17 protein-coding genes are annotated in these 20,009 nt (G+C 67.7%); 10 read left to right on the forward strand and 7 right to left on the reverse strand.

From position 1 onward, the window contains the following. Positions 1–29: 29 nt before the first annotated feature. Complete coding sequence (locus tag C5O79_RS17170) at positions 30–1,478, reverse strand: phage tail protein (RefSeq protein ID WP_122477110.1); 1,449 nt, start codon at positions 1,476–1,478, stop codon at positions 30–32. A gap of 108 nt (positions 1,479–1,586) precedes the next feature. Then, a complete protein-coding gene (gene hpnA / locus C5O79_RS17175; RefSeq protein WP_131931503.1) occupies positions 1,587–2,594 on the reverse strand; it encodes a hopanoid-associated sugar epimerase in 1,008 nt (335 codons plus the stop codon). A 176-nt stretch (positions 2,595–2,770) separates the two neighbouring features. Between hpnA and C5O79_RS17185 the strand changes: the two genes are divergently transcribed. The 3 genes from C5O79_RS17185 to C5O79_RS17195 all read left to right on the forward strand — a co-directional run bounded on the left by C5O79_RS17185 (position 2,771) and on the right by C5O79_RS17195 (position 5,505). Next, entirely contained in the window at positions 2,771–3,067 is a 297-nt protein-coding gene (locus C5O79_RS17185; protein WP_039349555.1) for an acylphosphatase, read from the forward strand. A gap of 16 nt (positions 3,068–3,083) precedes the next feature. Next, entirely contained in the window at positions 3,084–3,983 is a 900-nt protein-coding gene (rarD, locus tag C5O79_RS17190; protein ID WP_046548738.1) for an EamA family transporter RarD, read from the forward strand. Between the two features lie 397 nt (positions 3,984–4,380). Beyond that, a complete protein-coding gene (locus tag C5O79_RS17195; protein WP_131931505.1) occupies positions 4,381–5,505 on the forward strand; it encodes an OpgC domain-containing protein in 1,125 nt (374 codons plus the stop codon). Between the two features lie 46 nt (positions 5,506–5,551). Here the strand turns inward: C5O79_RS17195 and C5O79_RS17200 are convergent, their stop codons facing one another. Together C5O79_RS17200 and C5O79_RS17205 are read right to left on the reverse strand one after the other, a co-directional pair. Further along, positions 5,552–5,758: a hypothetical protein gene (locus tag C5O79_RS17200; RefSeq protein ID WP_046548736.1), complete on the reverse strand. Its 207-nt coding sequence runs from the start codon at positions 5,756–5,758 to the stop codon at positions 5,552–5,554. A 120-nt stretch (positions 5,759–5,878) separates the two neighbouring features. Beyond that, positions 5,879–7,399: an oligopeptide:H+ symporter gene (locus C5O79_RS17205; RefSeq protein WP_047851351.1), complete on the reverse strand. Its 1,521-nt coding sequence runs from the start codon at positions 7,397–7,399 to the stop codon at positions 5,879–5,881. Positions 7,400–7,902: 503 nt separating this feature from the next. On the opposite strand from C5O79_RS17205, the gene C5O79_RS17215 reads away from it, so the two are divergent. The 7 genes from C5O79_RS17215 (at position 7,903) to C5O79_RS17245 (ending at position 15,778) form a co-directional block, all read left to right on the forward strand. After that, positions 7,903–8,481 carry a cupin domain-containing protein gene (locus tag C5O79_RS17215; protein WP_039349569.1) on the forward strand — a complete coding sequence of 193 codons (579 nt, stop codon included), beginning with the start codon at positions 7,903–7,905 and terminating at the stop codon, positions 8,479–8,481. A gap of 179 nt (positions 8,482–8,660) precedes the next feature. Further along, entirely contained in the window at positions 8,661–10,274 is a 1,614-nt protein-coding gene (locus tag C5O79_RS17220; protein ID WP_131931507.1) for a peptide ABC transporter substrate-binding protein, read from the forward strand. A gap of 13 nt (positions 10,275–10,287) precedes the next feature. Continuing rightward, positions 10,288–11,226 (forward strand): ABC transporter permease subunit, encoded by a 939-nt coding sequence (locus C5O79_RS17225; protein ID WP_039349576.1) that lies wholly within the window; start codon positions 10,288–10,290, stop codon positions 11,224–11,226. A 13-nt stretch (positions 11,227–11,239) separates the two neighbouring features. After that, positions 11,240–12,142, forward strand: coding sequence for an ABC transporter permease subunit (locus C5O79_RS17230; RefSeq protein ID WP_046548733.1), 903 nt, complete (start codon positions 11,240–11,242; stop codon positions 12,140–12,142). Between the two features lies 1 nt (position 12,143). After that, positions 12,144–13,136, forward strand: a complete 993-nt coding sequence (locus C5O79_RS17235) for an ABC transporter ATP-binding protein (protein ID WP_046548732.1) — start codon at positions 12,144–12,146, stop codon at positions 13,134–13,136. Beyond that, positions 13,133–14,152, forward strand: coding sequence for an oligopeptide/dipeptide ABC transporter ATP-binding protein (locus tag C5O79_RS17240; RefSeq protein ID WP_165935643.1), 1,020 nt, complete (start codon positions 13,133–13,135; stop codon positions 14,150–14,152). The genes C5O79_RS17235 and C5O79_RS17240 overlap by 4 nt, the downstream gene beginning before the upstream one ends. 165 nt (positions 14,153–14,317) lie before the next feature. After that, positions 14,318–15,778: an OprD family porin gene (locus C5O79_RS17245; protein WP_046548731.1), complete on the forward strand. Its 1,461-nt coding sequence runs from the start codon at positions 14,318–14,320 to the stop codon at positions 15,776–15,778. Positions 15,779–15,832: 54 nt separating this feature from the next. Here C5O79_RS17245 and C5O79_RS17250 read toward each other — a convergent pair whose 3' ends face one another. From C5O79_RS17250 to C5O79_RS17260, 3 genes are all read right to left on the reverse strand, one after another. After that, positions 15,833–16,828, reverse strand: a complete 996-nt coding sequence (locus tag C5O79_RS17250; protein ID WP_046548730.1) for a DedA family protein/thiosulfate sulfurtransferase GlpE — start codon at positions 16,826–16,828, stop codon at positions 15,833–15,835. Positions 16,829–16,982: 154 nt separating this feature from the next. Beyond that, positions 16,983–17,252 carry a hypothetical protein gene (locus C5O79_RS17255; protein ID WP_011353737.1) on the reverse strand — a complete coding sequence of 90 codons (270 nt, stop codon included), beginning with the start codon at positions 17,250–17,252 and terminating at the stop codon, positions 16,983–16,985. A gap of 271 nt (positions 17,253–17,523) precedes the next feature. Continuing rightward, positions 17,524–19,869 carry a phospholipase C, phosphocholine-specific gene (locus C5O79_RS17260; RefSeq protein WP_131931511.1) on the reverse strand — a complete coding sequence of 782 codons (2,346 nt, stop codon included), beginning with the start codon at positions 19,867–19,869 and terminating at the stop codon, positions 17,524–17,526. Positions 19,870–20,009: the final 140 nt, after the last annotated feature.

Genomic DNA, 20,009 nt, shown 5'->3' on the forward strand with positions numbered 1-20,009 from the left:
GCTTGTTCGGCGGTGCGGCGTGCCGGCGCTCAGCGCTGCGTCAGCATCATGTACATCTGGACCACGACGTCCGGCGAGAACGTGAACGGCACCCAGCCGTAGCCCGTGTGGCGGGCCACCAGCAGGCGGTCGCCATTCGACTGTTTCTGCACGGCCATCATCGGGTTCTTCGTCGTCACGAAGCGCCAGCCGGCCGGGATGCCGGGCGGCGGCTCGGGCTGCATCGACGCGCGCGCATGCGCGAGTTCCTCGATCAGCTGGCCCAGTTGCTCCGGATGCAGCGTGATCGATTCGCCGTTGATGGTCAGCGTGAGTTCGTTCTGCGTCGGGCGCGACACGTGCAGCGTCGCTTTGTCGGACGGGGCCGGGGTGGTGGCGACGTCGGCTTCGACTTCAACCGGTGCTTCGGCTTGCGCGGTCGTGACGACGGCCGTTTCGGCATCGGCCGTCGAATCCGCCGTTTCGGCCGCAGCCGGCGCGGGCGCGATCACGGCCGGCTCCGCCGCCGGTGTACCGGCCGGCGCAGGTTCGACGACTTCGGCTGCAACTGCCGTGGCGGCGACTGCGCTCGTCGCGGCTTCCTTGACGACGGCCTCGACCAGCGCCTCGGCGTCGGCGATGGCCTTCGCGTGGTGCTGCGCAGCCGCTTCAGCTTGTGCGATCGCCTCGGCATGACGCTGCGTGACGGCCTCCGCCTGCGCGGCGGCATCGGCGTGGCGCTGCGCGGCCGCCTCGGCCTGCGCGATCGCTTCGGTATGGCGTTGCGTGACGGCTTCGGCCTCGGCGGTCGCCTCGGCATGGCGCTGCGCGGCGGCCTGCGTTTCCGCGATCGCCTGCATGTGCTGCTGCGCGAGCGCTTCGGCTTCGGCGATTGCAGCCGTGTGGCGTTGAGCGGCGGCTTCGGCTTCGGCGATGGCGGCTGCGTGACGCTGCGTGGCCGCTTCGGCTTCGGCGGTCGCTTCCGCGTGCCGCTTCGCGGCGGCCTCGGCTTCGGCGGTCGCGGCTGCATGGCGCTGCGCGGCCGCTTCGGCTTCGGTGGCTGCCGCGTGATGACGCTGCGCGGCGGCCTCGGCTTCGGCGATCGCTGCCGCGTGGCGCTGCGACGCTGCTTCGGCATCCGCATGACGTTGCGCGAGCGCTTCGGTCAGCGCGGTGGCTTCCGCATGGCGCTGCGACGCGGCTTCGGCTTGCGCGGTGGCATCGGTATGGCGCAGGGCGGCGGCTTCGGCCGCGGCGGTCGCGCTGGCGTGGCGCTGCTGCGCAGCCTCGGCATCGGCTGCTGCTGCCGTGTGGCGTTGTGCGGCGGCTAGCGCTTCGGCTTCCGCGGCGGCGTGCCGCTCTGCCGCGGCCCTGGCCTCCGCTGCCGCGGCGCGTGCGAAGGCTTCCGCGCTGCGTGCCGCCTGCTGCGCGGCATGGTGATCGTGGAGGAGCTGATCGACGCCCATGGTGAGCGAAGCGATCTGATCGTTCAGGTTCATGCGTGTCTTCTCTGCGTAAGACCCGCGATTTTAACCGCTGCGCCGGTAGCGGGCCGCGCGGGACGTGTAACAAAGTGCGCAAAGCGGCGTGACGCACGCCGCTTTGTGTTACTTCAGGTAGCCCGCGGAGCCGAACCAGTCGAGCGCATCGCGCAGCCCTTCACGGTACGGGCGCGCCCGGTAGCCGAGCTCGCGCTCGGCCTTCGCGGACGAGAAATACATCTTGTTCTTCGACATCCGCAGCCCGTCCACGGTGACGAACGGCTCCTTCTTCGTGAACTTCGCGACCGCTTCCGCACCGACCGCGAGCGGGTAGAGCGGCCAGCGCGGCAGCGCGATCGTCGGCGCCTTGCGGCCCGTCATCTGCGCGATGTCGGCGAGCATCTGCTGCAGCGGCAGGTTCTCGCCGCCGAGGATGTAGCGCTCGCCGATCCGGCCGCGCTCGAGCGCGAGGAAGTGGCCGTGCGCGACGTCGTCCACGTGCACGAGGTTCAGCCCCGTGTCGACGAACGCGGGAATCTTGCCCAGCGCGGCTTCGACGATGATGCGGCCGGTCGGCGTCGGCTTCACGTCGCGCGGGCCGATCGGCGTCGACGGATTGACGATCACGGCCGGCAGCCCTTCGTCGGCGATCATCCGCTCGACCGCGCGTTCCGCGAGCACCTTGCTGCGCTTGTACACGCCGATCGCCTGCTCGGCCGTGAGCGGCCGGTTTTCGTCGGACGGGTCGCCGGCGCTCGTCACCTTCAGCGTCGCGACGCTGCTCGTGTAGACGATCCGCTCGACGCCCTCCGCACGCGCCGCGCGCATCGTCGCGACCGCCCCTTCGAGGTTCGCGCGCTCGATCTCGTCGGGATCGGTTGCCCACAGCCGGTAGTCGGCTGCCACGTGCAGCAGGTAGCGCACGCCGCGCAGCGCGGCGCGCATCGACGCCTCGTCGCGCATGTCGCCGGTGACGATCTCGGCGTCGAGATCCGCCACGTTCGTGCGCGGGCTGGTCGGGCGCACGAGCACGCGCACCGCATAGCCTTTCTGCTGCGCAATGCGCGCGACGGCCGAGCCGACGAAGCCGGATGCGCCGGTGACGAGAACGAGATCGCGGGAGGTATCAGTCATGCGTTTCCTTCGGGGCCGCGCGCGGGCGGCGCGGCGGTTGAGCATCGGCGAGATTGTACGTGGTCGGCGCGTGCGGCGACGCCGGGCCGTGACGGGGGCGAACGGGCTCCGGCCCGTGTGCGAAGCGGCCGACGCGACTACAATGCCGGGCTTGAATGCAACGGGAGGGCGACGCGATGAGCCGCAATGAACTGGACGAACGGATCGAGACCTACTACGTGCGGGTGCGCGGCGTCGTGCAGGGCGTCGGCTTCCGTCATGCGACGGTGCGCGAGGCGCATGCGCTGAAGCTGCGCGGCTGGGTCGCGAATCTCGAGGACGGCACCGTCGAGGCGATGATCCAGGGCCCCGGCGCGCAGATCGACCGGATGCTCGCGTGGCTGCGCCACGGGCCGCCGGCCGCGCACGTGACCGAGGTGACGTTCGAGGAACGCCGGACCGAGAAGCGCTTCGAGCGTTTCCAGCAGCAGTAAGCGGCGCGGAACGATCATGACGGGGTATCCGGAGGCCGGGCGCGGCCTCATGTTGTCGGTGATGGCATCGACGCTGTTCGCGCTGATGTCCGCCTACGCGAAACTGCTCGCGCCGCTCACGGGGCTCGACATCTTCGCGTGGCGCGTATTGTGGACCGCACCGGGCGCGGTTGCGCTGATCGCGTTGCGCGGCCGCTGGCCGGCGCTCGTCGACCTCGTTCGGCGCAGCGTGCGCGACTGGCGCCTGCTGATTGCGCTGCCCGTGAGCGCCGGGCTGCTCGGCGCGCAGTTGTGGCTGTTCCTGTGGGCGCCGCTGCACGGCCGCATGCTCGAAGTGTCGCTCGGCTATTTCCTGCTGCCGCTGACGATGGTGCTCGTCGGCCGCTTCTACTATCACGAGCGGCTCGATCCGCTGCAATGGGCGGCGGTCGCGTGCGCCGCGCTCGGCGTCGCACACGAAGTGTGGGCGACGCGCGCGTTCGCGTGGCCGACGCTCGTCGTCGCGCTCGGCTATCCGCCGTATTTCGTGCTGCGCCGGCGGATCAATGCAGATTCGCTCGCCGCGTTCGCGGTCGAGATCGCGCTGCTGTGCCCGGTCGCGTTCGCGATGGTCGCGACGAGCCTGACGCAGGTGGCCGACCGTCCGGTGCTGTGGGCCGCGCTGCTGCCGGGCCTCGGCGTGCTCAGCACGCTCGCGCTCGCGAGCTACCTGAAGGCGAGCCGGATGCTGCCGATGGCGCTGTTCGGGATTCTCGGCTACGTCGAACCCGTGCTGCTCGTGGCGGTGTCGCTGTTGCTGCTCGGCGAGACGCTGAGCGTGGCGAAGCTCGCGACGTACGCGCCGATCTGGGTCGCCGTTGCACTGACCGCGTGGCACAGCGCGATGCTGATGCGGCGCCTGCCCGCGCGCGGATAAACGTCGATCGCGATGCGGCCGCTGCATGTCGCGTGCCGGGTCGTGCATCGCAAAACGACCACGTCGCAGCGGTCGAACGCGTCGATGCTGACCGCAAACTGGCGTCGCGCTGACGCGAGTCTGGCGACGCTGCCCGCTTTGCGCGACAAGGCTCGCGCGTGTAATCGAACAGAAGATTCGGTTGCACTTTGTTACTTAGGGTCTCCCCGGATCGGCCATTAGACTGGCCTTACCGACTTCCCTACGTATGCGGCCTTTCAATGAACGGTCATCTCCGTGCCTGGCCGGCCGGGTTGGCGCGATGCGGGCATACGCGCATCGCCGCCGATCGCGCTCGCCTTCTTCTCCCCGATCCATCTTCCGGTGCGTGCCGCACCGCCGTCGTGCAGGTGTGCTCATGTCGTTGAGCACGCCGCCTTCCGCTACGTTTTCACCGTCGCGCAGCGGCCGCCTGGTCGAAGTCGATTTCTTCCGCGGCATCGTGCTGTTGATGATCGTCGTCGATCACATCGGCGCGAGCGTGCTGTCGCGCGTCACGCTGCACGCGTTCGCGCTGTGCGATGCGGCCGAGGTCTTCGTCTTTCTCGGCGGCTTCGCGACCGCGAGCGCCTATGGCGCGATTGCCGAGCGGCACGGCGCGCGCGCCGCGCAAAAGCGCTTCGTGCGCCGCGCGATGCAGATCTACCGCGCGTTTCTCGCGACCTCGACGCTGATGCTCGTCGTGTCGGCCGTGCTCGACCACCTCGGGATCGATGCGCCGAACCTCGCGCTCGACGACGTCAGCGTGATGCTCGCGTCGCCGCTCACGGGCGCAGCCGAGCTGCTGACCTTCCAGCGCCAGCCGTATCTCGCGTCGGTGCTGCCGATGTACGTGCTGTTCGCGCTTGCGTCGCCGGTGCTCGTGCCGTTCGCGCGGCGGCACCCGTGGCTGCTCGTCGCGCTGAGCATCGCGTCATGGCTGACGGCCGGCTGGCTCGGCCCCGAGCTGCTGGATACCGACGGATTCCGCTGGAGTTTCAATCCGTTCGCGTGGCAACTGATGTTCGTCGCCGGCTTGCTTGCGCGCTGCCAGCCGTTCTACCGGCGCATTGCGCTCGGGCGCTGGGGGGCCGCCGCGACCGGGCTCGCGTGCGCGGTCGTGCTCGGCTGCGCGAGCTACAAGCTGTTCTCGGGGCTGCCGCTGCCGGAAGGCGTGTTCAAGCGTGATCTCGCGCTGCCGCGTGTCGTGAGCTTCGCGGCCGTTGCGTGGCTGATGGCCGACTGCGTGCGCTTCGGCTGGATCGCACGGATCGCGCAGGGTGTGCGGCCCGTCGTGGCCGTGGGCCAGCGCGGGCTGATCTGCTTCGTCGCGGGCGCGGCGATCTCGCTCGTCATCGATTCGCTGCTGCATCCGGTCGTGCGCAGCGCGGATCTGCGGCATGTCGGCGTAGGCCTCGCGGCAGACGCGTGCGCGCTCGGGCTGATGATGGCCGTGGCCGGTTCGGGAACGTGGATCGCGCGGTGGCGCGGCGCGGCCGCGTGAGCGGCGCGGGACGCAGTGCGTGCGGCACGGAGCGTGCTGCGCGGCGTCAGTGAGGTGAGCCGATACGGGAGCGGGGAGCGGCGGTGGCGTCGTCGGATTCGGCGTCGTCGCTTTCGTCGGGCGCCGGATCGTCGCGTTCCGCGAGTACAGCGTCGGCTTCGGCCGCGGCGCGCGCGGCCCGTATCGCGGTGCAGCGCTGAGCGTGCCGGATGTCCGACAGTATCCTCAACAGCCGCGTTGCCTTGCTTTTCATCGTCTTCTCCCGCCAGTGCGCATCGCGCGAAGCGGATGCGTTTCCTGCATCCAGTGTAGGACGCGTTCGCGTGCCTGGCGGGAGAATGTGGCGTGCACGCCGCACGCCGAGGGATATTACTTACTGCGCGGTGGCGGCGCCCTGCGCCTGCAGCGCTTCTTCGCGGCGTTCTTCCGCACAACGCTGGTGCTGGCGCGACAGGCGGTTCATCAGCGGCAGCAGCAGCAGCGCGAGCAGCATGCCGATCGCGGCGAGCCAGCCGAGCTTCTCGAACAGCGACAGGTAGAGCGGCAGCGATTCGGTGGCCGGCAGATCGTGCGACGGCATCTGCGCGAAGTTCGCGACGACGCTGCCCAGATACTGCGACACGCCCGTTGCGACGAAGTACGCACCCATCATGAAGCCGCTCATGCGCGCCGGCACGTAGCGGGCGATCATCGCGAGGCCGAGGCCGCTCACCAGCAGTTCGCCGAGCGAGTAGAGGCCGTAGCCCCACACCATGAACCACGACGACACACGGCCGTCGACCGCGTAGCGGCCGCTGATCGTGAACACCAGGTAGCCTGCGGCCACTGCGCCGAAGCCGAGCGCGTACTTCGCGGCGACCGGCAGGTCACGGCCGCCCTTCGCGACGGCGTTGTAGACCCACACGAGCACCGGGCTCAGCAGCATGATCCAGATCGGGTTCAGCGCCTGGAACTGCGCGGCGCTCCACGTGAACAGCGTCGTACCGAACAGCATGAAGCGCGGATCGACGTTGCGCAGCGCGAACAGCGTCAGCGACGTCGACATCTGCACGTAGAAGATGAAGAACAGGATCACCTGGCCGATCAGCACGAGCGCCGCGATCAGGCCCGCGCGCTCCGAGCGCTCCGACTTCGCGATCATGTACGCGAAGATCGCGAGGATCGCGAACGCGGCCGTCCACACGCTGGCGACGGCGAGCTGCTTGTGCTGCAGCACGTACAGCGTGATCAGCGCGAGCCCGACACCGCCCAGCGCGACCGCGCCGAGGCGCTTCCAGCGGATCGGCTGGTCGTCCGGCAGCGAGCCGACGTGTGCGAGCGTGCGATGCATCAGCATGAAGTTGAGGATCGCGAGCAGCATGCCGCCACAGCAGACCGCGAACGCGGTGTGCCAGCCCCAGTGATCCTTGATCCACGGCGTCGCGAGCATCGACACCGTCGAGCCGATGTTGACCGCCATGTAGTAGATCGTGAACGCGCTGTCGATGCGCGCGTCGTCGCCTTCATAGATGCGGCGCACGAGGTTGGCCGCATTGGCCTTGAACAGGCCGTTGCCGACGACGATCACGCCGAGCGATGCGTACATGTACGTCAGGTGATCGTTCGGTACCGACAGCATCAGGTAGCCGGCGCACAGCACGGACGCGCCGATGATCATCGTGCGACGGGCGCCGAGCACCTTGTCGCCGATCCAGCCGCCGATCGATGGCGCCGCATAGACGAGTGCGGTGAACGCACCCCAGGTCAGGTTCGCATGGCTGTCGGTGAAACCGAGCCGGTCGACCATGAAGAGGACCAGGAGCGCGGCCATGCCGTAGTAGCCGAAGCGCTCCCACATTTCGATGAGGAAGACCGTCGTGAACGATCGGGTTTGTGAAACTGGTGGTTGCATCATCAATCTCGTTTGAAACGGACGGCACGGATCGCGCGTCGTCTTTTTGGGGTCGAACTGGCGCCGGTGCACAATGGGGCCGGGTAGGCTTCGTGCTGGCGATGGAACAGTCGGGCGGTTAGCCCGGGCCGGGGTCTGACTCCGCCTGGTGTGGCGGCGACGGGCCCCGACCGGCGCGCGCATGGTAGCGGCTACCGGTCCGGTGCGTCACGTACCTGCCACCTAGGGAAACTCCTAATGTGGCAGTAGCTTTCAGGAACATTCGTCTCATCATCTATTTGTAAGTTTTCGTGCCGGCTCTCCGAAGATTCCCGGAGAGCCGCTTGCAGCTTGCCTGTGAAGCCGGCGAGTCTGGCAAGATAGCGCGTCGTTTCGCTCGCTTCGTGTCCCGTTTAGTGCACCGGGCTTGACACCGAAGACGGGTGCGAACCCGAAGACTAAGCTATATCGTTCTAACTTAGTTATTTTCCATCAAACATTTTTTGACGATCACTTTTCGGCCTGCTATGGTTCCCCCCACTGAAAACTCGCGGTCCGCAGACGCTGCCGCTCTGGGCAGCAAGATTCGCGCGTTGCGCCAACGACTCAAGCGCACGCTCGACGACACCGCTACCGCCGCGGGGATTTCGAAGCCGTTTCTGTCTCAAGTCGAACGCGGGCTCGCGTCGCCGTCGCTGACATCGTTGGCCGGCATCGCGCACGCGCTAGGCGTGACGGTGCAGTACTTTGTGGATACGCCGAGCGAGGAGCGCTCGGTTTGCCGAGGCGAGCAGTTGCGCTTCTTCGGGTTTGCCGATTCCGCGAACCTGTTCGCGAGGCTGACGAACGTATCCGAAGGGCGCCAGCTGGAGGCGATCCTCGTGAGGATGCCGCCGGGGCAGAAGCGGTCCGAGGTGACGACACATGCAGGAGAGGAGTTCCTGTATGTGATTGAAGGGGAAGTGTCGCTGACGCTGGAAGGCAAGACGTTCGTCCTGCAGGCCGGCGACAGCTCGCACTATCAGTCGACGGTCCCGCACAGCTGGGTCAACACCGCGAAGATCGAGTCAGTGGTGGTCTGGGTCGGTACGCCGAGGCTGTTCTAACGCACAGGTATTCCTTCGTTTCGAAGACGGAATACCTGTCGAAAGAAACGTAAGGAATACTAAAATGCTATACGAGAATCACGGGCCTCCTCAATCGCTGCACCCGTCAGCGTCTCACGCGTAAGCCGCGGCATCCGCCGCGCGACGCTCACCGAACAACCCTTCTCAAGACTGCCACGATGAAATCCTTGCATGCCATGTCGGCCGTGCTGGCCGCGCTCGCCCTGACGCCTGCCGCCCACGCCGTTACCGTTCCGTCGAACGTCGCGCTCGCGCCCCAACAGGACCTGACGCGACAGGTGCCCGCCGAAGTCGAGTCGCTCGACCCCGCGCACATCGAATCGTGGACCGGCAACACGATCGGCCTCGACCTGTTCGAAGGGCTGGCCCGCATCGATGCCGCCGGCCAGATCGTGCCGGGTGTCGCGCTGTCGTGGGAGCGCAAGACGCCGACGACATGGATCTTCAAGCTTCGCCGTGACGCGAAGTGGAGCAACGGCCAGCCGGTGACGGCCGCCGATTTCGTCTATTCGTGGCAGCGCCTCGTCGATCCGAAGACGGGCTCGAAATACACGATCCTCGTCGAGTTCATCAAGAATTCGAAGGACATCATCGCGGGCAAGGCCGCGCCGTCGACGCTCGCCGTGCGCGCGGTCGATCCGTACACGCTCGAAGTGACGACCGACGTGCCCGTCGCGTTCTTCCCCGAGCTGACCGCGATGGCGCCGCTCGTGCCGGTGAACAAGGACGTGGTCGCGAAGTTCGGCGATGCATGGACGCGCCCGGGCAACATCGTCAGCAACGGCGCATATCAACTCGTCGACTGGCAGCCGAACAACCGCATCGTGGCGACGAAGGACGCGAAGTACTGGAACGCGTCGAAGGTCGTGATCAACAAGGTCACGTACCTGCCGATCGAAAGCGACGAAACCGCGATGCGCATGTACCAGGCCGGCCAGATCGATTACAGCTACTCGATCCCGTCGGGCATCTTCCAGCAGGTCAGCAAGCAGTTCGGCGGCGAGCTTCGCCAGGGCCTGCAGCTCGCGACGTACTACTACTACCTGAACAACAGCGACGCGGCGCTGAAGGACAAGCGCGTGCGCCAGGCGCTGTCGATGGTGATCGATCGCGACGTGCTCACGTCGAAGCTCACGCAGGCCGGCGAGAAGCCGATGTACGGCCTGATGCCGAACGGCACGAAGGGCGTGCAGCAACCGTTCACGCCGGAATGGGCGTCGTGGCCGATGGCCAAGCGCATCGCGGCCGCGAAGGACCTGCTCAAGCAGGCCGGTTACTCGGACGCGAAGCCGCTTTCGTTCACGCTCACGTACAACACCAACGACCTGCACAAGAAGGTCGCGCTGTTCACCGCATCGGAGTGGCGCACGAAGCTCGGCATCAACACGAAGCTCGAGAACGTCGAATTCAAGGTGCTGATGAAGCAGCGGCATGACGGCAAGGTGCAGATCGCGCGCGACGGCTGGTTCGCCGACTACAACGACGCGATGACCTTCTTCGACCTGATCCGCTGCGGCAGCGCGCAGAACACCGTCGGCTACTGCAACAAGCAGGTCGACGCGCTCGTCGACGAAGGCAACCAGAAGCTCGACGACCAGGCGCGCGCCGCGCTGCTCACGCAGGCACACGACACGGCGCTGAACGACACGCCGATGGTGCCGCTGTTCCAGTATTCGGCCGACCGTCTCGTGAAGTCGTACGTGGGCGGCTATTCGCTGAAGAACGTGATCGACATGCGTGCTTCGCAGGACATGTACCTGATCAAGCACTGAGCCCGGAGCGATCATGCTGGCCTACGCATTGAGGCGCACGTTGTGGGCGGTGCCGACGATCCTCGCGGTCGTCACCGTCTGCTACCTGCTCCTGCATTTCACGCCCGGCGGCCCGTTCGATACGGAGAAGCAGCTGTCTGCCGCCACGCTCGCGAACCTGAACGCGAAGTACCACCTCGACGAGCCGCTGTGGAAGCAGTACCTGCTGTACCTGAACGCGCTGCTGCACGGCGATCTCGGCCCGTCGTTCCGCTACGTCGACTGGTCGGTGAACGATCTCGTGAAGAAGGCGCTGCCCGTGAGCCTCGGCGTGGGCGGCGTGTCGATCCCGATCTCGATCGTGTGCGGCGTGCTGCTCGGCACCGTCGCGGCCGTGCGCCGCGACAGCTTCATCGACCGCTTCGTGATGCTGATCGGCAACTTCGGCAACGTCATCCCGCCGTTCGTGCTCGGCCCCGTGCTCGTATGGATCTTCGCGATCCTGCTGAAGACGTCGTCCGGCAACGGCTGGCTGCCGGCGGGCGGCTGGGGTGACGGCGGCTGGCAGTACCGGCTGCTGCCGATCGTGCTGCTGACCTTCATCAACATGTCGCTGCTCGCACGCGTGATGCGCGGCTCGATGATCGAGACGCTGTCGAGCAACTACATTCGCACCGCGCGCGCGAAGGGCCTGCCGGGCTCGACGATCGTGCTGCGCCATGCGCTCAAACCCGCACTGATGCCGGTCGTGTCGCTGTTCGGCACGGTCTGCATCACGTCGATCACGGCGGCCGTCGTCACCGAATCGGTGTTCGCGCTGCCGGGCCTCGGGCAGCTCGTCGTGAACGGCGCGATCAACCGCGATTACACGCTGGTGCTCGGCCTCGTCGTGCTGACGACCGTCTTCGCGGTGCTGTTCAACCTGCTGGTCGACCTCGCGTACGCGTGGCTCGATCCGCGCATCCGTTATTGAGCGAGGCACAGCGATGACTCCGACCACTCCCGTCGTCGGCCTGCCCGTGCAGACCGATTCGCCGCCGCGTTCGCGCTCGCCGCTCGAGCTCGCGTTCGCGCGCTTCCTTCACAACCGCGCGGCGCTGTTCAGCCTCGCGCTGCTCGCGCTGATCACGCTCGCCTGTTTCGTCGGCCCGTGGCTGCTCGCGGCCGACCCCGCCGCGAGCGACTGGGGCTCCATCAGCCTGCCGCCGACCTGGGCGAACCAGCACTGGTTCGGCACCGACGAGCTCGGCCGCGACCTGCTCGTGCGCACGCTGATCGGCGGCCGCGTGTCGATCGAGGTCGGCCTGCTCGGCACGCTCGTGTCGGGCCTGTTCGGCGTCGCATGGGGTGCCACCGCCGGCTTCGCGGGCGGCCGCGTCGACTCCGTGATGATGCGCGTCGTCGACATGATGTACGCGATCCCGTACCTGCTGATCGCGATCCTGATGATGACCCTGTTCGGCCGCTCGTTCATGCTGGTCGTGCTGACCATCAGCGCGTTCTCGTGGATCGACATGGCGCGTGTCGTGCGCGGCCAGACGCTGTCGCTGCGCAATCGCGAGTTCGTCGATGCGGCACGTGCGATCGGCGTGTCGCCGACGTCGATCGTGCTGCGCCACGTCGTGCCGAACCTGCTCGGCGTGGTCGTCGTGTACGCGACGGTCTCGGTGCCGGGCATCGTGCTGACCGAATCGGTGCTGTCGTTCCTCGGCCTCGGCGTGCAGGAACCGATGACGAGCTGGGGCGTGCTGATCCAGGACGGCGCGCAGAAACTGGAATCGATGCCGTGGCTGCTGCTGGCCCCGGCCGTCATGCTGTGCGTGACGCTTTACTGCGTGAACTTCGTCGGCGATGGCCTGCGTGACGCGCTCGACCCGAAGGATCGCTGAAATGGCTGCACTACTTGAAGTCGATAACCTCGGCGTGCGCTTCACGCGCAAGGACGCGCCGCCGGTCGACGCCGTGAGCGGCGTGTCGTTCTCGCTCGAAGCCGGCAAGACGCTCGGCATCGTCGGCGAATCGGGCTCGGGCAAGAGCCAGACCGTGATGGCGCTGCTCGGCCTGCTGGCCGGCAATGGCACGACGACGGGCGCCGCGCGCTATCGCGGCGACAACCTGCTCGAGATGGATGCGCGGGCGCTGAACAAGGTGCGCGGCGACCGGATCGCGATGATCTTCCAGGATCCGATGACGTCGCTCAATCCGTTCCTGACGATCGAGCGGCAGATGACCGAGACGCTGCAGCTGCATCGCAAGCTGTCGCGCAAGGAAGCCACGAAGCGCGCGATCGAGGCGCTCGAATCGGTCCGCATCCCCGACGCGGCACGCCGCATCCGCATGTATCCGCACGAGTTCTCGGGCGGCATGCGCCAGCGCGTGATGATCGCGATGGCGCTCTTGTCCGAGCCGGAAGTCCTGATCGCCGACGAGCCGACCACCGCGCTCGACGTGACCGTGCAGGCACAGATCATCGACCTGCTGCGCGAGCTGAACCGCGAGCGTGGCACCGCGATCGTGCTGATCACGCACGACATGGGCGTGGTCGCCGGCCTCGCGGACGACGTGATGGTCATGTATGCGGGCCGCACCGTCGAATACGCGCCGGCCGAATCGATCTTCGCGGCCCCGTCGCATCCGTACACGATCGGCCTGCTCAACGCGCTGCCGCGCCTGACCGACGCGTACGATGCGCCGCTCGTCGCGATTCCCGGCAATCCCCCGATGCCCGGCACCGCGCCGGCCGGCTGCGCGTTCGCGAAGCGCTGCACGTATGCGGAAGAACGCTGTGGCACGGCGCGCCCCGCGCTCGAAACCTATGGCGCCGCGGGCGCGGTGCGCGCGTGCCACCGTCCCGTGGCCGATCTGACGGGAGGTCTGCGATGAGCGTCGATGAACGCCAGAATGCCGGCGCGACGGACGACACGCTGCTGTCCGTCGACGGCCTGAAAGTGCATTTCCGCGTGCCGCTCGGCGGCTATCCGTGGTCGCCGAAGGGGACGCTGCGCGCCGTCGACGGCGTGTCGTTCGACGTGAAGCGCGGCGAGACGGTCGGGCTCGTCGGCGAATCGGGCTGCGGGAAGTCGACGCTCGCGCGTGCGCTGATCGGCCTCGTGCCGATGACGGCCGGCACGGTGAAATGGCGCGGCGAAGCCGTGGCGCCCGATCACCTGCGCGGCACCACGATGCGGCGCGAAGTGCAGATGATCTTCCAGGATCCGCTCGCGTCGCTCGATCCACGCATGACGATCGAACAGGTCGTCGCGGAGCCGCTCGTCACGCACCAGGCCGGCCTCGGCCGCACCGAGGTGCGCCGCCGCGTGGTCACGATGCTCGAGCGCGTCGGCCTGAACGCGCATCACCTGCTGCGTTATCCGCACGAATTTTCCGGCGGGCAGTGCCAGCGCGTGGGCATCGCACGCGCACTGATCGCCGAGCCGAAGCTCGTGATCTGCGACGAACCCGTATCGGCGCTCGACGTGTCGATCCAGGCGCAGATCGTGAACCTGCTGCGCGACCTTCAACGCGAACTGTCGTTGTCCTATCTGTTCGTTGCGCACGACCTGGCGGTGGTGAAGGCAATCAGCCAGCGTGTGCTCGTGATGTATCTCGGCCGCGTGATGGAGTTCGGCACGCGGCATGACGTGTACGGCGTGCCGCAGCACCCGTACACGAAGGCGCTGCTCGACGCGGCGCCGACGCCGGAGCCGGCGCGCGAGCGTGCTCGCCGTCCGATGCTGCTGGCGGGCGAGATGCCCTCGCCGCTCAACCCGCCGTCCGGCTGCGCGTTCCGCACGCGCTGCCCGGTCGCGATCGAAGCGTGCGCGCAGGACGTGCCGCTGCCGGAAGTTCGGCAGGGGTCGGCCGCGCGTGTCGCGTGCATCCGCGCGGGTGTGGCGTGAGCTGAAGTGACGCAGCAAACATAACCAAGGCAGGTCAACAGGGGTAGGTGCGGCGCGAACGATCTTCGCGCCGCGGGTACAGGCGCGTCCTTGATCGGGCGCGCCGGGGGGCCGGGAGCGGATCGCAACCGGCGTGGACGATATCAACACAAGACGAGAATTACGATGAAAAAACAGAAGACGATCGGGACGGCATCGAAAATGCTGCTTGCCTGGGGGCTGCCGGCACTCGCCGGTGTCTCGCTGACGGGCGTCGCGCACGCCGACGACGCGGCCCCCGCACCGCTGACGATCGCACAGGCCGCACCGGGCGCGACCGTTGCGCAGGCAGCGACCCCGAACGCCGTCATCAACGCCGAAGCGAACCAGGCCGTCACGCCGCCCGACGAGCCGTCGGCGCAGTCGCAGTCGAAGGGGTTCATTGCCGACAGCCATCTCAACTTTCTGTTCCGCAACTATGCGGACGTGCTCGACGCGAAGGGCGGGCCGCATCGCCACGCGTGGGTCCAGGGCGCGATGGCGAACTTCGAGTCGGGCTATACGACGGGCCTGATCGGTATCGGTTTCGACGCATCGCTGTATGCGGCGCTGAAGCTCGACGGCGGCCAGGGCGCCGGCAGCATGGTGCACATCGCGAAGGGCGGCGGTGGCGGCAACCAGCTCGCGTGGGCCTATCCCGGCATCTACGACGTGAAGGCGCGCATCTCGAACACGGTGGTCAAGTACGGTCTGCAGGCCGTCGACAACCCGTTCATGGAGCAGCACGACAACCGTGCGCTGCCGCCGACGTTTCTCGGTGCGACGCTCGTCAGCAATGAATTCAAGAACGTGATGCTCGAGGCCGGCAGCTTCACGAAGACCGACGCGCGCGGCCATACGACGCTCACCAACCTGACGACGCAATACGGCGGCACGCGCATCAATCGCCTGTCGTACGTCGGCGGCACGTGGGACTACTCGCCGAACGGCGAAATCGCGCTGTACGCGAACCAGGCCGACGACGTGTGGCACCAGTACTACGCGTCGGTGAAGCACAGCATCGGCAGCCCGCAGACGATCAAGTGGACGGGCTTCGGCAACGTCTATTCGACGCACGACACGGGCGATGCGCTGCAAGGCAAGATCAACAACAACGCATACAGCCTGTCGCTGGCCGCGCAGCACGGCCCGCACGAGCTGCTGCTCGGCTTCCAGCAGGTGCTCGGCGACCAGTTCTTCGACTACCTGAACGAAACGAACGGCATCTTCCTGACCAACTCGATGGACGTCGACTACAACGCGCCGCACGAAAAGTCGCTGCAGCTGCGTTACACGTTCTACGGCAAGGAAGCGGGCCTGCCGGGCTTCAAGGCGATGGTCTGGGGTGTGACGGGCTGGGGTGCGGACGGCAGCGCGGGCGCGGCGAACGACCCGAGCAAGTCGAGCATCTACTGGAGCAACGGCGCACCGGTGCAGGGCCGTCACCACGAGTTCGGCTTCATCCCGTCGTACACGTTCCAGAGCGGCAAGCTGAAGGACACGAAGGTCACGTTCATCGCAATGTGGCACGCCGGTTCGGCACACTACTCGGACGCGACGAACACCGAGTACCGCCTGGTCGTGAACCTGCCGCTGCACGCGTTCTGATCGCAGGGGGCGCAGGCGCCCCCGCCTCGCACGGCCGGCCTTCGATCGAAACGATCAGGCCGGCTTGTGCAGCCCCGCGACCGGATCGTTCGCAGCGGGCATGTCTTCCACGAGCGACGTGAGCTGGCGGCCCGTATCGCGCCATGCATCGAGGCCGCCGCGCAGCGCGAGCGCATCGGTGAAGCCGGCGTCGAGCAGGCGCTTCGCCATCAGCGCGGCTGTGAATTCGTTCGGGCACGAGCAGTACACGACGAACTTCTGCGAGAACGGATAACGCGAGACGATGTCGCCGATCTGGCGTTCGTCGGCGAACTGCGCGCCGGGAATCGTGAACGGGTCGAGCTTGCGATGCTCGGGCGAGCGCACGTCGAGGACCACCGGCGCGGACGTATCGCGCAGCATCGCGTCGAGCTCGTCGACGCCGACCCGCGCGCTCGCGAGCTGGCGGATCAGCGCGCGGCGGCGCATCCAGCGGATCGCCGCGTACACCGCGAGCACCACGGCGGCCACCAGCAGCGCCACGCGGCCGAGCTGGCCCGCACCGGCGAACAGCCAGTCGATCTGGCGAGCGAATATCAGCCCGACCATCAGCCCGACGATCGTCCACAGCGCGGCGCCGAGCGCGTCGTAGCCGACGAACGTGCGATAGCGCGTGCCGAACGCGCCGGCCATCGGCACCGACACGAGCGACAGCCCCGGAATGAAGCGTGCGACGGCGAGCACCCGCACGCCGTAGCGGCCGAAGAAGCGTTCGGTTTTCTTCACGCAGCTGTCACGCGACAGCGACAGGCGGCAGATCGTCTTCAGCGTCGTGCCGCCGAAGCGCCGGCCGGCGAGGTACCACACGGTGTCGCCGATCAGTGCGCCGAGCACCGACAGCGCGATCACCGTGACCAGTTGCGAGCCGATCATCGCCGGATGCATCGCGGACATCGCGCCGAACAACACGAGCGTCGGCATCGCGGGCACCGGCAGCCCGATGGCCGCCGCGAGCACGTTGGCGAAGACGAGAAGCGGCCCGTATTGGGCGACGAGGTCACGGAGGAGCATGACGGCTGGCCGAAAAAGGAAACGCGCGCGGAAAGCGCGCAGATGGGCCGATTATCGGCCTTTTTCAAGTCAGCGGCGGGAATAACTCAAAGGGCCTGGCGACGGCAGGGGGGCGCGGTGAGCCGGCGCGTTGCGCGCGGCTCACCGGTCGAAATCAGGAAGAGGTGCGGGCGAGCGACGCGGCGCCGTGGTTTTCGCCGGGGAGCTCGGCGCCGTGCGAGCGGATCGCCGCGATCAGTTCGGCCGGCGTGATCTCGTAGCGGACTTCGCGGTGGATGCCGGGCTTGCGTTCGTCGATCTCGATCAGCAGCACGCTCTTGCCGTCGCCGGTTGCTTCGAGCCGGAGCGAGCGTAGTTCGCGACCGTCGGCCGGGTCGTGTTCGGTGAGCAGGGTCATTGCCCCGGATGAGCCGGTAGTGCGCATCGAACCTATCCTCGTATCGTGGATGCCGCGGTGGCGAAGATGTCATTCTTGAATACAGCTTGGCGCAGTTTAACGCGAACGGGCCGCAATTCGGAGCAATTTCGTTGGGGGGGAATTGAGGGCTGAACCACAGATCCTTCAGATGTTTGAGCCACGCGGGGCGGGCGTTTGCGCCCGATCGGGCGCAGCCGCGGCCGGAACCTGACCGCCGTTCTCGGCCGGGCCGGCCCGGGCGGCGACACGCGGCGCAGCGCGTGCCGCCGCGGCGGCATCAGAAGCGGTCGGCGAGCCCCATCGCCGGGTCGCTGACCGAGTGGCGGCCGGTTTCGACACGGCCGGCGACGCGGCGCGAGAAACTCGGGTCGCTGTCCGCGGTGACGATGAAGTCGTACCAGTGGCCGGTCGAGTCGAGCTTCCAGTGCAACTCGGCCTGGTCGCCGGCGCGCACCGTCACCGTCCACGCGGTACCGGTACCGTGGCCATGACCCTGGCTGTCGCCGTTTTCGTTGCCCTGGCCATGACCGCGATCGTCATGCGCCCCGCCGCTGGACAGCGGCCCGTAGACCTGATTCGACTTCACGGTGAAGCGCACCGTGCCGCCGCCGTGGTTGCGCAGCTTCAGGTGGAGGTTGCCGCTCGCCCCCGCATAGCCGACGCGAACTTCCGGCTGCGGCGCGCGTGCACCGGCCAGGCGGCTGAGGTCGCCGGTGAAGCGGCGGTGATAGCCGTTCGGGCCCAGCACCCACAGGTCATATTTACCGCCGTTGTCGACGCGCGCGGCCCAGTCGCCGTGCAGCGACTTGCCCGGTTCGACGACGTAGCGCCGCGGCAGGCGGTCGAGATGCAGCTTGTCATAGACGTGAAACACGGCGGCGGCGCGGCCCGTGTTCGCGAACTTCAGCGTGACCGTGCCGTTGCCGGCATCGGCACGCGCGCTCGCGTGCAATTCGTAAGGCAGCGCCCGCGACGGGCGCACGCCGATCGCCTGGGCGGGCAGCGACGGCGCGGCCGGCGGCACGATCTTCGGCGCGGCCTGTTGCGCGGCGCTCAGCGCGTCGACCTGGCCTTTCGTCGTATGGCCCGCGAGCGTCGGCAGCGGTTCGTTGTTCGGCGAGCGGAAGTTGAACGCGCTCGTCAGGTCGCCGCACACCGCGCGGCGGTACGCGCTGATCTGCGGCTCCGCGACGCCGAAGCGCTTCTCGAGGAAGAGCAGCGTCGACGTATGGTCGAATACCTGCGAGTTGACCCAGCCGCCGCGGCTCCACGGCGACACGACCCACATCGGCACGCGCGGGCCCGGGCCGTACGGACGGCCGTCGATCGCCGGCTGGCTCGACGTGGCCGGCGTGAAGTCGTGGTACTCGGCGGCGACGTCGGCATCCCGCAGCGTATGGCCGCCCGCGAGGGTGCCGTCGGCGTTGCGCGACGGCACGGCCGGCGACGGCATGTGGTCGAAGAAGCCGTCGTTCTCGTCGTAGTTCACCAGCAGCACGGTCTTGCTCCACACCTCCGGGTTCGCCGTCAGCGCATCGAGCACGGCCTGCACGTACCAGCCGCCCTGCGCGGGGCTCGACGGCCCCGGATGTTCGCTGTACGCGGACGGCGGGATGATCCACGACACCTCGGGCAGCGTGCCGTTGCGGATGTCGTCGCGGAACGATTCGAGGAAGCCGTACGGCATCGTGTTGCCGAACCCCTTGGCGAGCGGGCTCAGCGGATCGTCGATCGCCGGGTCGTAGAACGCGCCGGCCGCCGTCACGGGCTGCGTGATGTCGGTCGACGCGACGTACGCGGGCCGGCGCGCGGGCGGCATCTGCTCGATCGCCGCGCGCCAGTGGCGGAAGCTCATCATCTCGTTGCAGCCGAAGTTGTCGATCAGGCTCTGGTACACCTTCCAGTTCACGCCGGCCTGCTGCAGCCGGTCGGCATAGGTGGTCCAGGTCCAGCCCTGGCTCGACGGGCCGATGTCGTTGCCGCCGTTGAACTGGTTGTTCAGCGCGGCGATCTTCACGCGGCTGCCGTCGGCCGGGCTGATGCCGTTCGGGCCGTTGGTGCCGCTCCAGTAGAACAGGCGGTTCGCGATCGTGCCCGTGTGCATCCCGCAGTGGTAGTGGTCGCACAGCGTGAACGCATCGGCGAGCGCGCGCTGGAACGGTACTTCCGCCGCGTCGTAGTAACCCATCGACAGCGGCGTCTTCGCGTCGGGCCAGCGGTTCATCCGGCCGTGGTCCCACGCGGCCTGCGAATCGGCCCACGTGTGCGGCGTGCCGCCCGCGCGCTGCGCGTTGCCCTGGCTCGCGTCGAGGTGATACGGCGTGACGGTGGTGGCGGGCATCGGCTTCGTGTATGTCTGGTAGAACACGTCGCGGCCGTTCGGCGACGGCACCGCAAAGCGGTCGCCGTAACCGCGCACGCCCTTGAACGTGCCGAAGTAGCTGTCGAATGCGCGGTTCTCCATCATCAGCAGCACGACGTGCTTCACGTCCTTGATGGTCCCCGTCTCGTGAAACGCGGGAATCGCGAGCGCGCGGCGGATGCTCGGTGGAAAGGCGGACAGCGCGGCGGCGGCGAGGCCGGAAGTGGCGGTCTGCTGAAGGAATTTGCGGCGTGACGTCATGGCGTTCGGGTCCTGTGTGATGGGAGCGTTCGTGACTTCGTCTGGAGGCGCCCGTGCGTCGTCCCCCCCTTGGGGCGATCCGCGGCGTGTGCGTTCGAGTGCATCGGCCGCGCGTGGCGGAGGTGCGCGCATCGCGCGAT

The organism is Burkholderia sp. SRS-25, assembly GCF_004343765.1.
Taxonomy (GTDB): Bacteria; Pseudomonadota; Gammaproteobacteria; order Burkholderiales; family Burkholderiaceae; genus Burkholderia; species Burkholderia contaminans.

Coding starts and splice junctions, on each gene's coding strand:
- C5O79_RS17170 (WP_122477110.1), bottom strand. CDS start 1,478: ATGAACCTGAACGATCAGATCGCTTCGCTCACCATGGGCGTCGATCAG.
- hpnA (WP_131931503.1), bottom strand. CDS start 2,594: ATGACTGATACCTCCCGCGATCTCGTTCTCGTCACCGGCGCATCCGGC.
- C5O79_RS17185 (WP_039349555.1), top strand. CDS start 2,771: ATGAGCCGCAATGAACTGGACGAACGGATCGAGACCTACTACGTGCGG.
- rarD (WP_046548738.1), top strand. CDS start 3,084: ATGACGGGGTATCCGGAGGCCGGGCGCGGCCTCATGTTGTCGGTGATG.
- C5O79_RS17195 (WP_131931505.1), top strand. CDS start 4,381: ATGTCGTTGAGCACGCCGCCTTCCGCTACGTTTTCACCGTCGCGCAGC.
- C5O79_RS17200 (WP_046548736.1), bottom strand. CDS start 5,758: ATGAAAAGCAAGGCAACGCGGCTGTTGAGGATACTGTCGGACATCCGG.
- C5O79_RS17205 (WP_047851351.1), bottom strand. CDS start 7,399: ATGATGCAACCACCAGTTTCACAAACCCGATCGTTCACGACGGTCTTC.
- C5O79_RS17215 (WP_039349569.1), top strand. CDS start 7,903: ATGGTTCCCCCCACTGAAAACTCGCGGTCCGCAGACGCTGCCGCTCTG.
- C5O79_RS17220 (WP_131931507.1), top strand. CDS start 8,661: ATGAAATCCTTGCATGCCATGTCGGCCGTGCTGGCCGCGCTCGCCCTG.
- C5O79_RS17225 (WP_039349576.1), top strand. CDS start 10,288: ATGCTGGCCTACGCATTGAGGCGCACGTTGTGGGCGGTGCCGACGATC.
- C5O79_RS17230 (WP_046548733.1), top strand. CDS start 11,240: ATGACTCCGACCACTCCCGTCGTCGGCCTGCCCGTGCAGACCGATTCG.
- C5O79_RS17235 (WP_046548732.1), top strand. CDS start 12,144: ATGGCTGCACTACTTGAAGTCGATAACCTCGGCGTGCGCTTCACGCGC.
- C5O79_RS17240 (WP_165935643.1), top strand. CDS start 13,133: ATGAGCGTCGATGAACGCCAGAATGCCGGCGCGACGGACGACACGCTG.
- C5O79_RS17245 (WP_046548731.1), top strand. CDS start 14,318: ATGAAAAAACAGAAGACGATCGGGACGGCATCGAAAATGCTGCTTGCC.
- C5O79_RS17250 (WP_046548730.1), bottom strand. CDS start 16,828: ATGCTCCTCCGTGACCTCGTCGCCCAATACGGGCCGCTTCTCGTCTTC.
- C5O79_RS17255 (WP_011353737.1), bottom strand. CDS start 17,252: ATGCGCACTACCGGCTCATCCGGGGCAATGACCCTGCTCACCGAACAC.
- C5O79_RS17260 (WP_131931511.1), bottom strand. CDS start 19,869: ATGACGTCACGCCGCAAATTCCTTCAGCAGACCGCCACTTCCGGCCTC.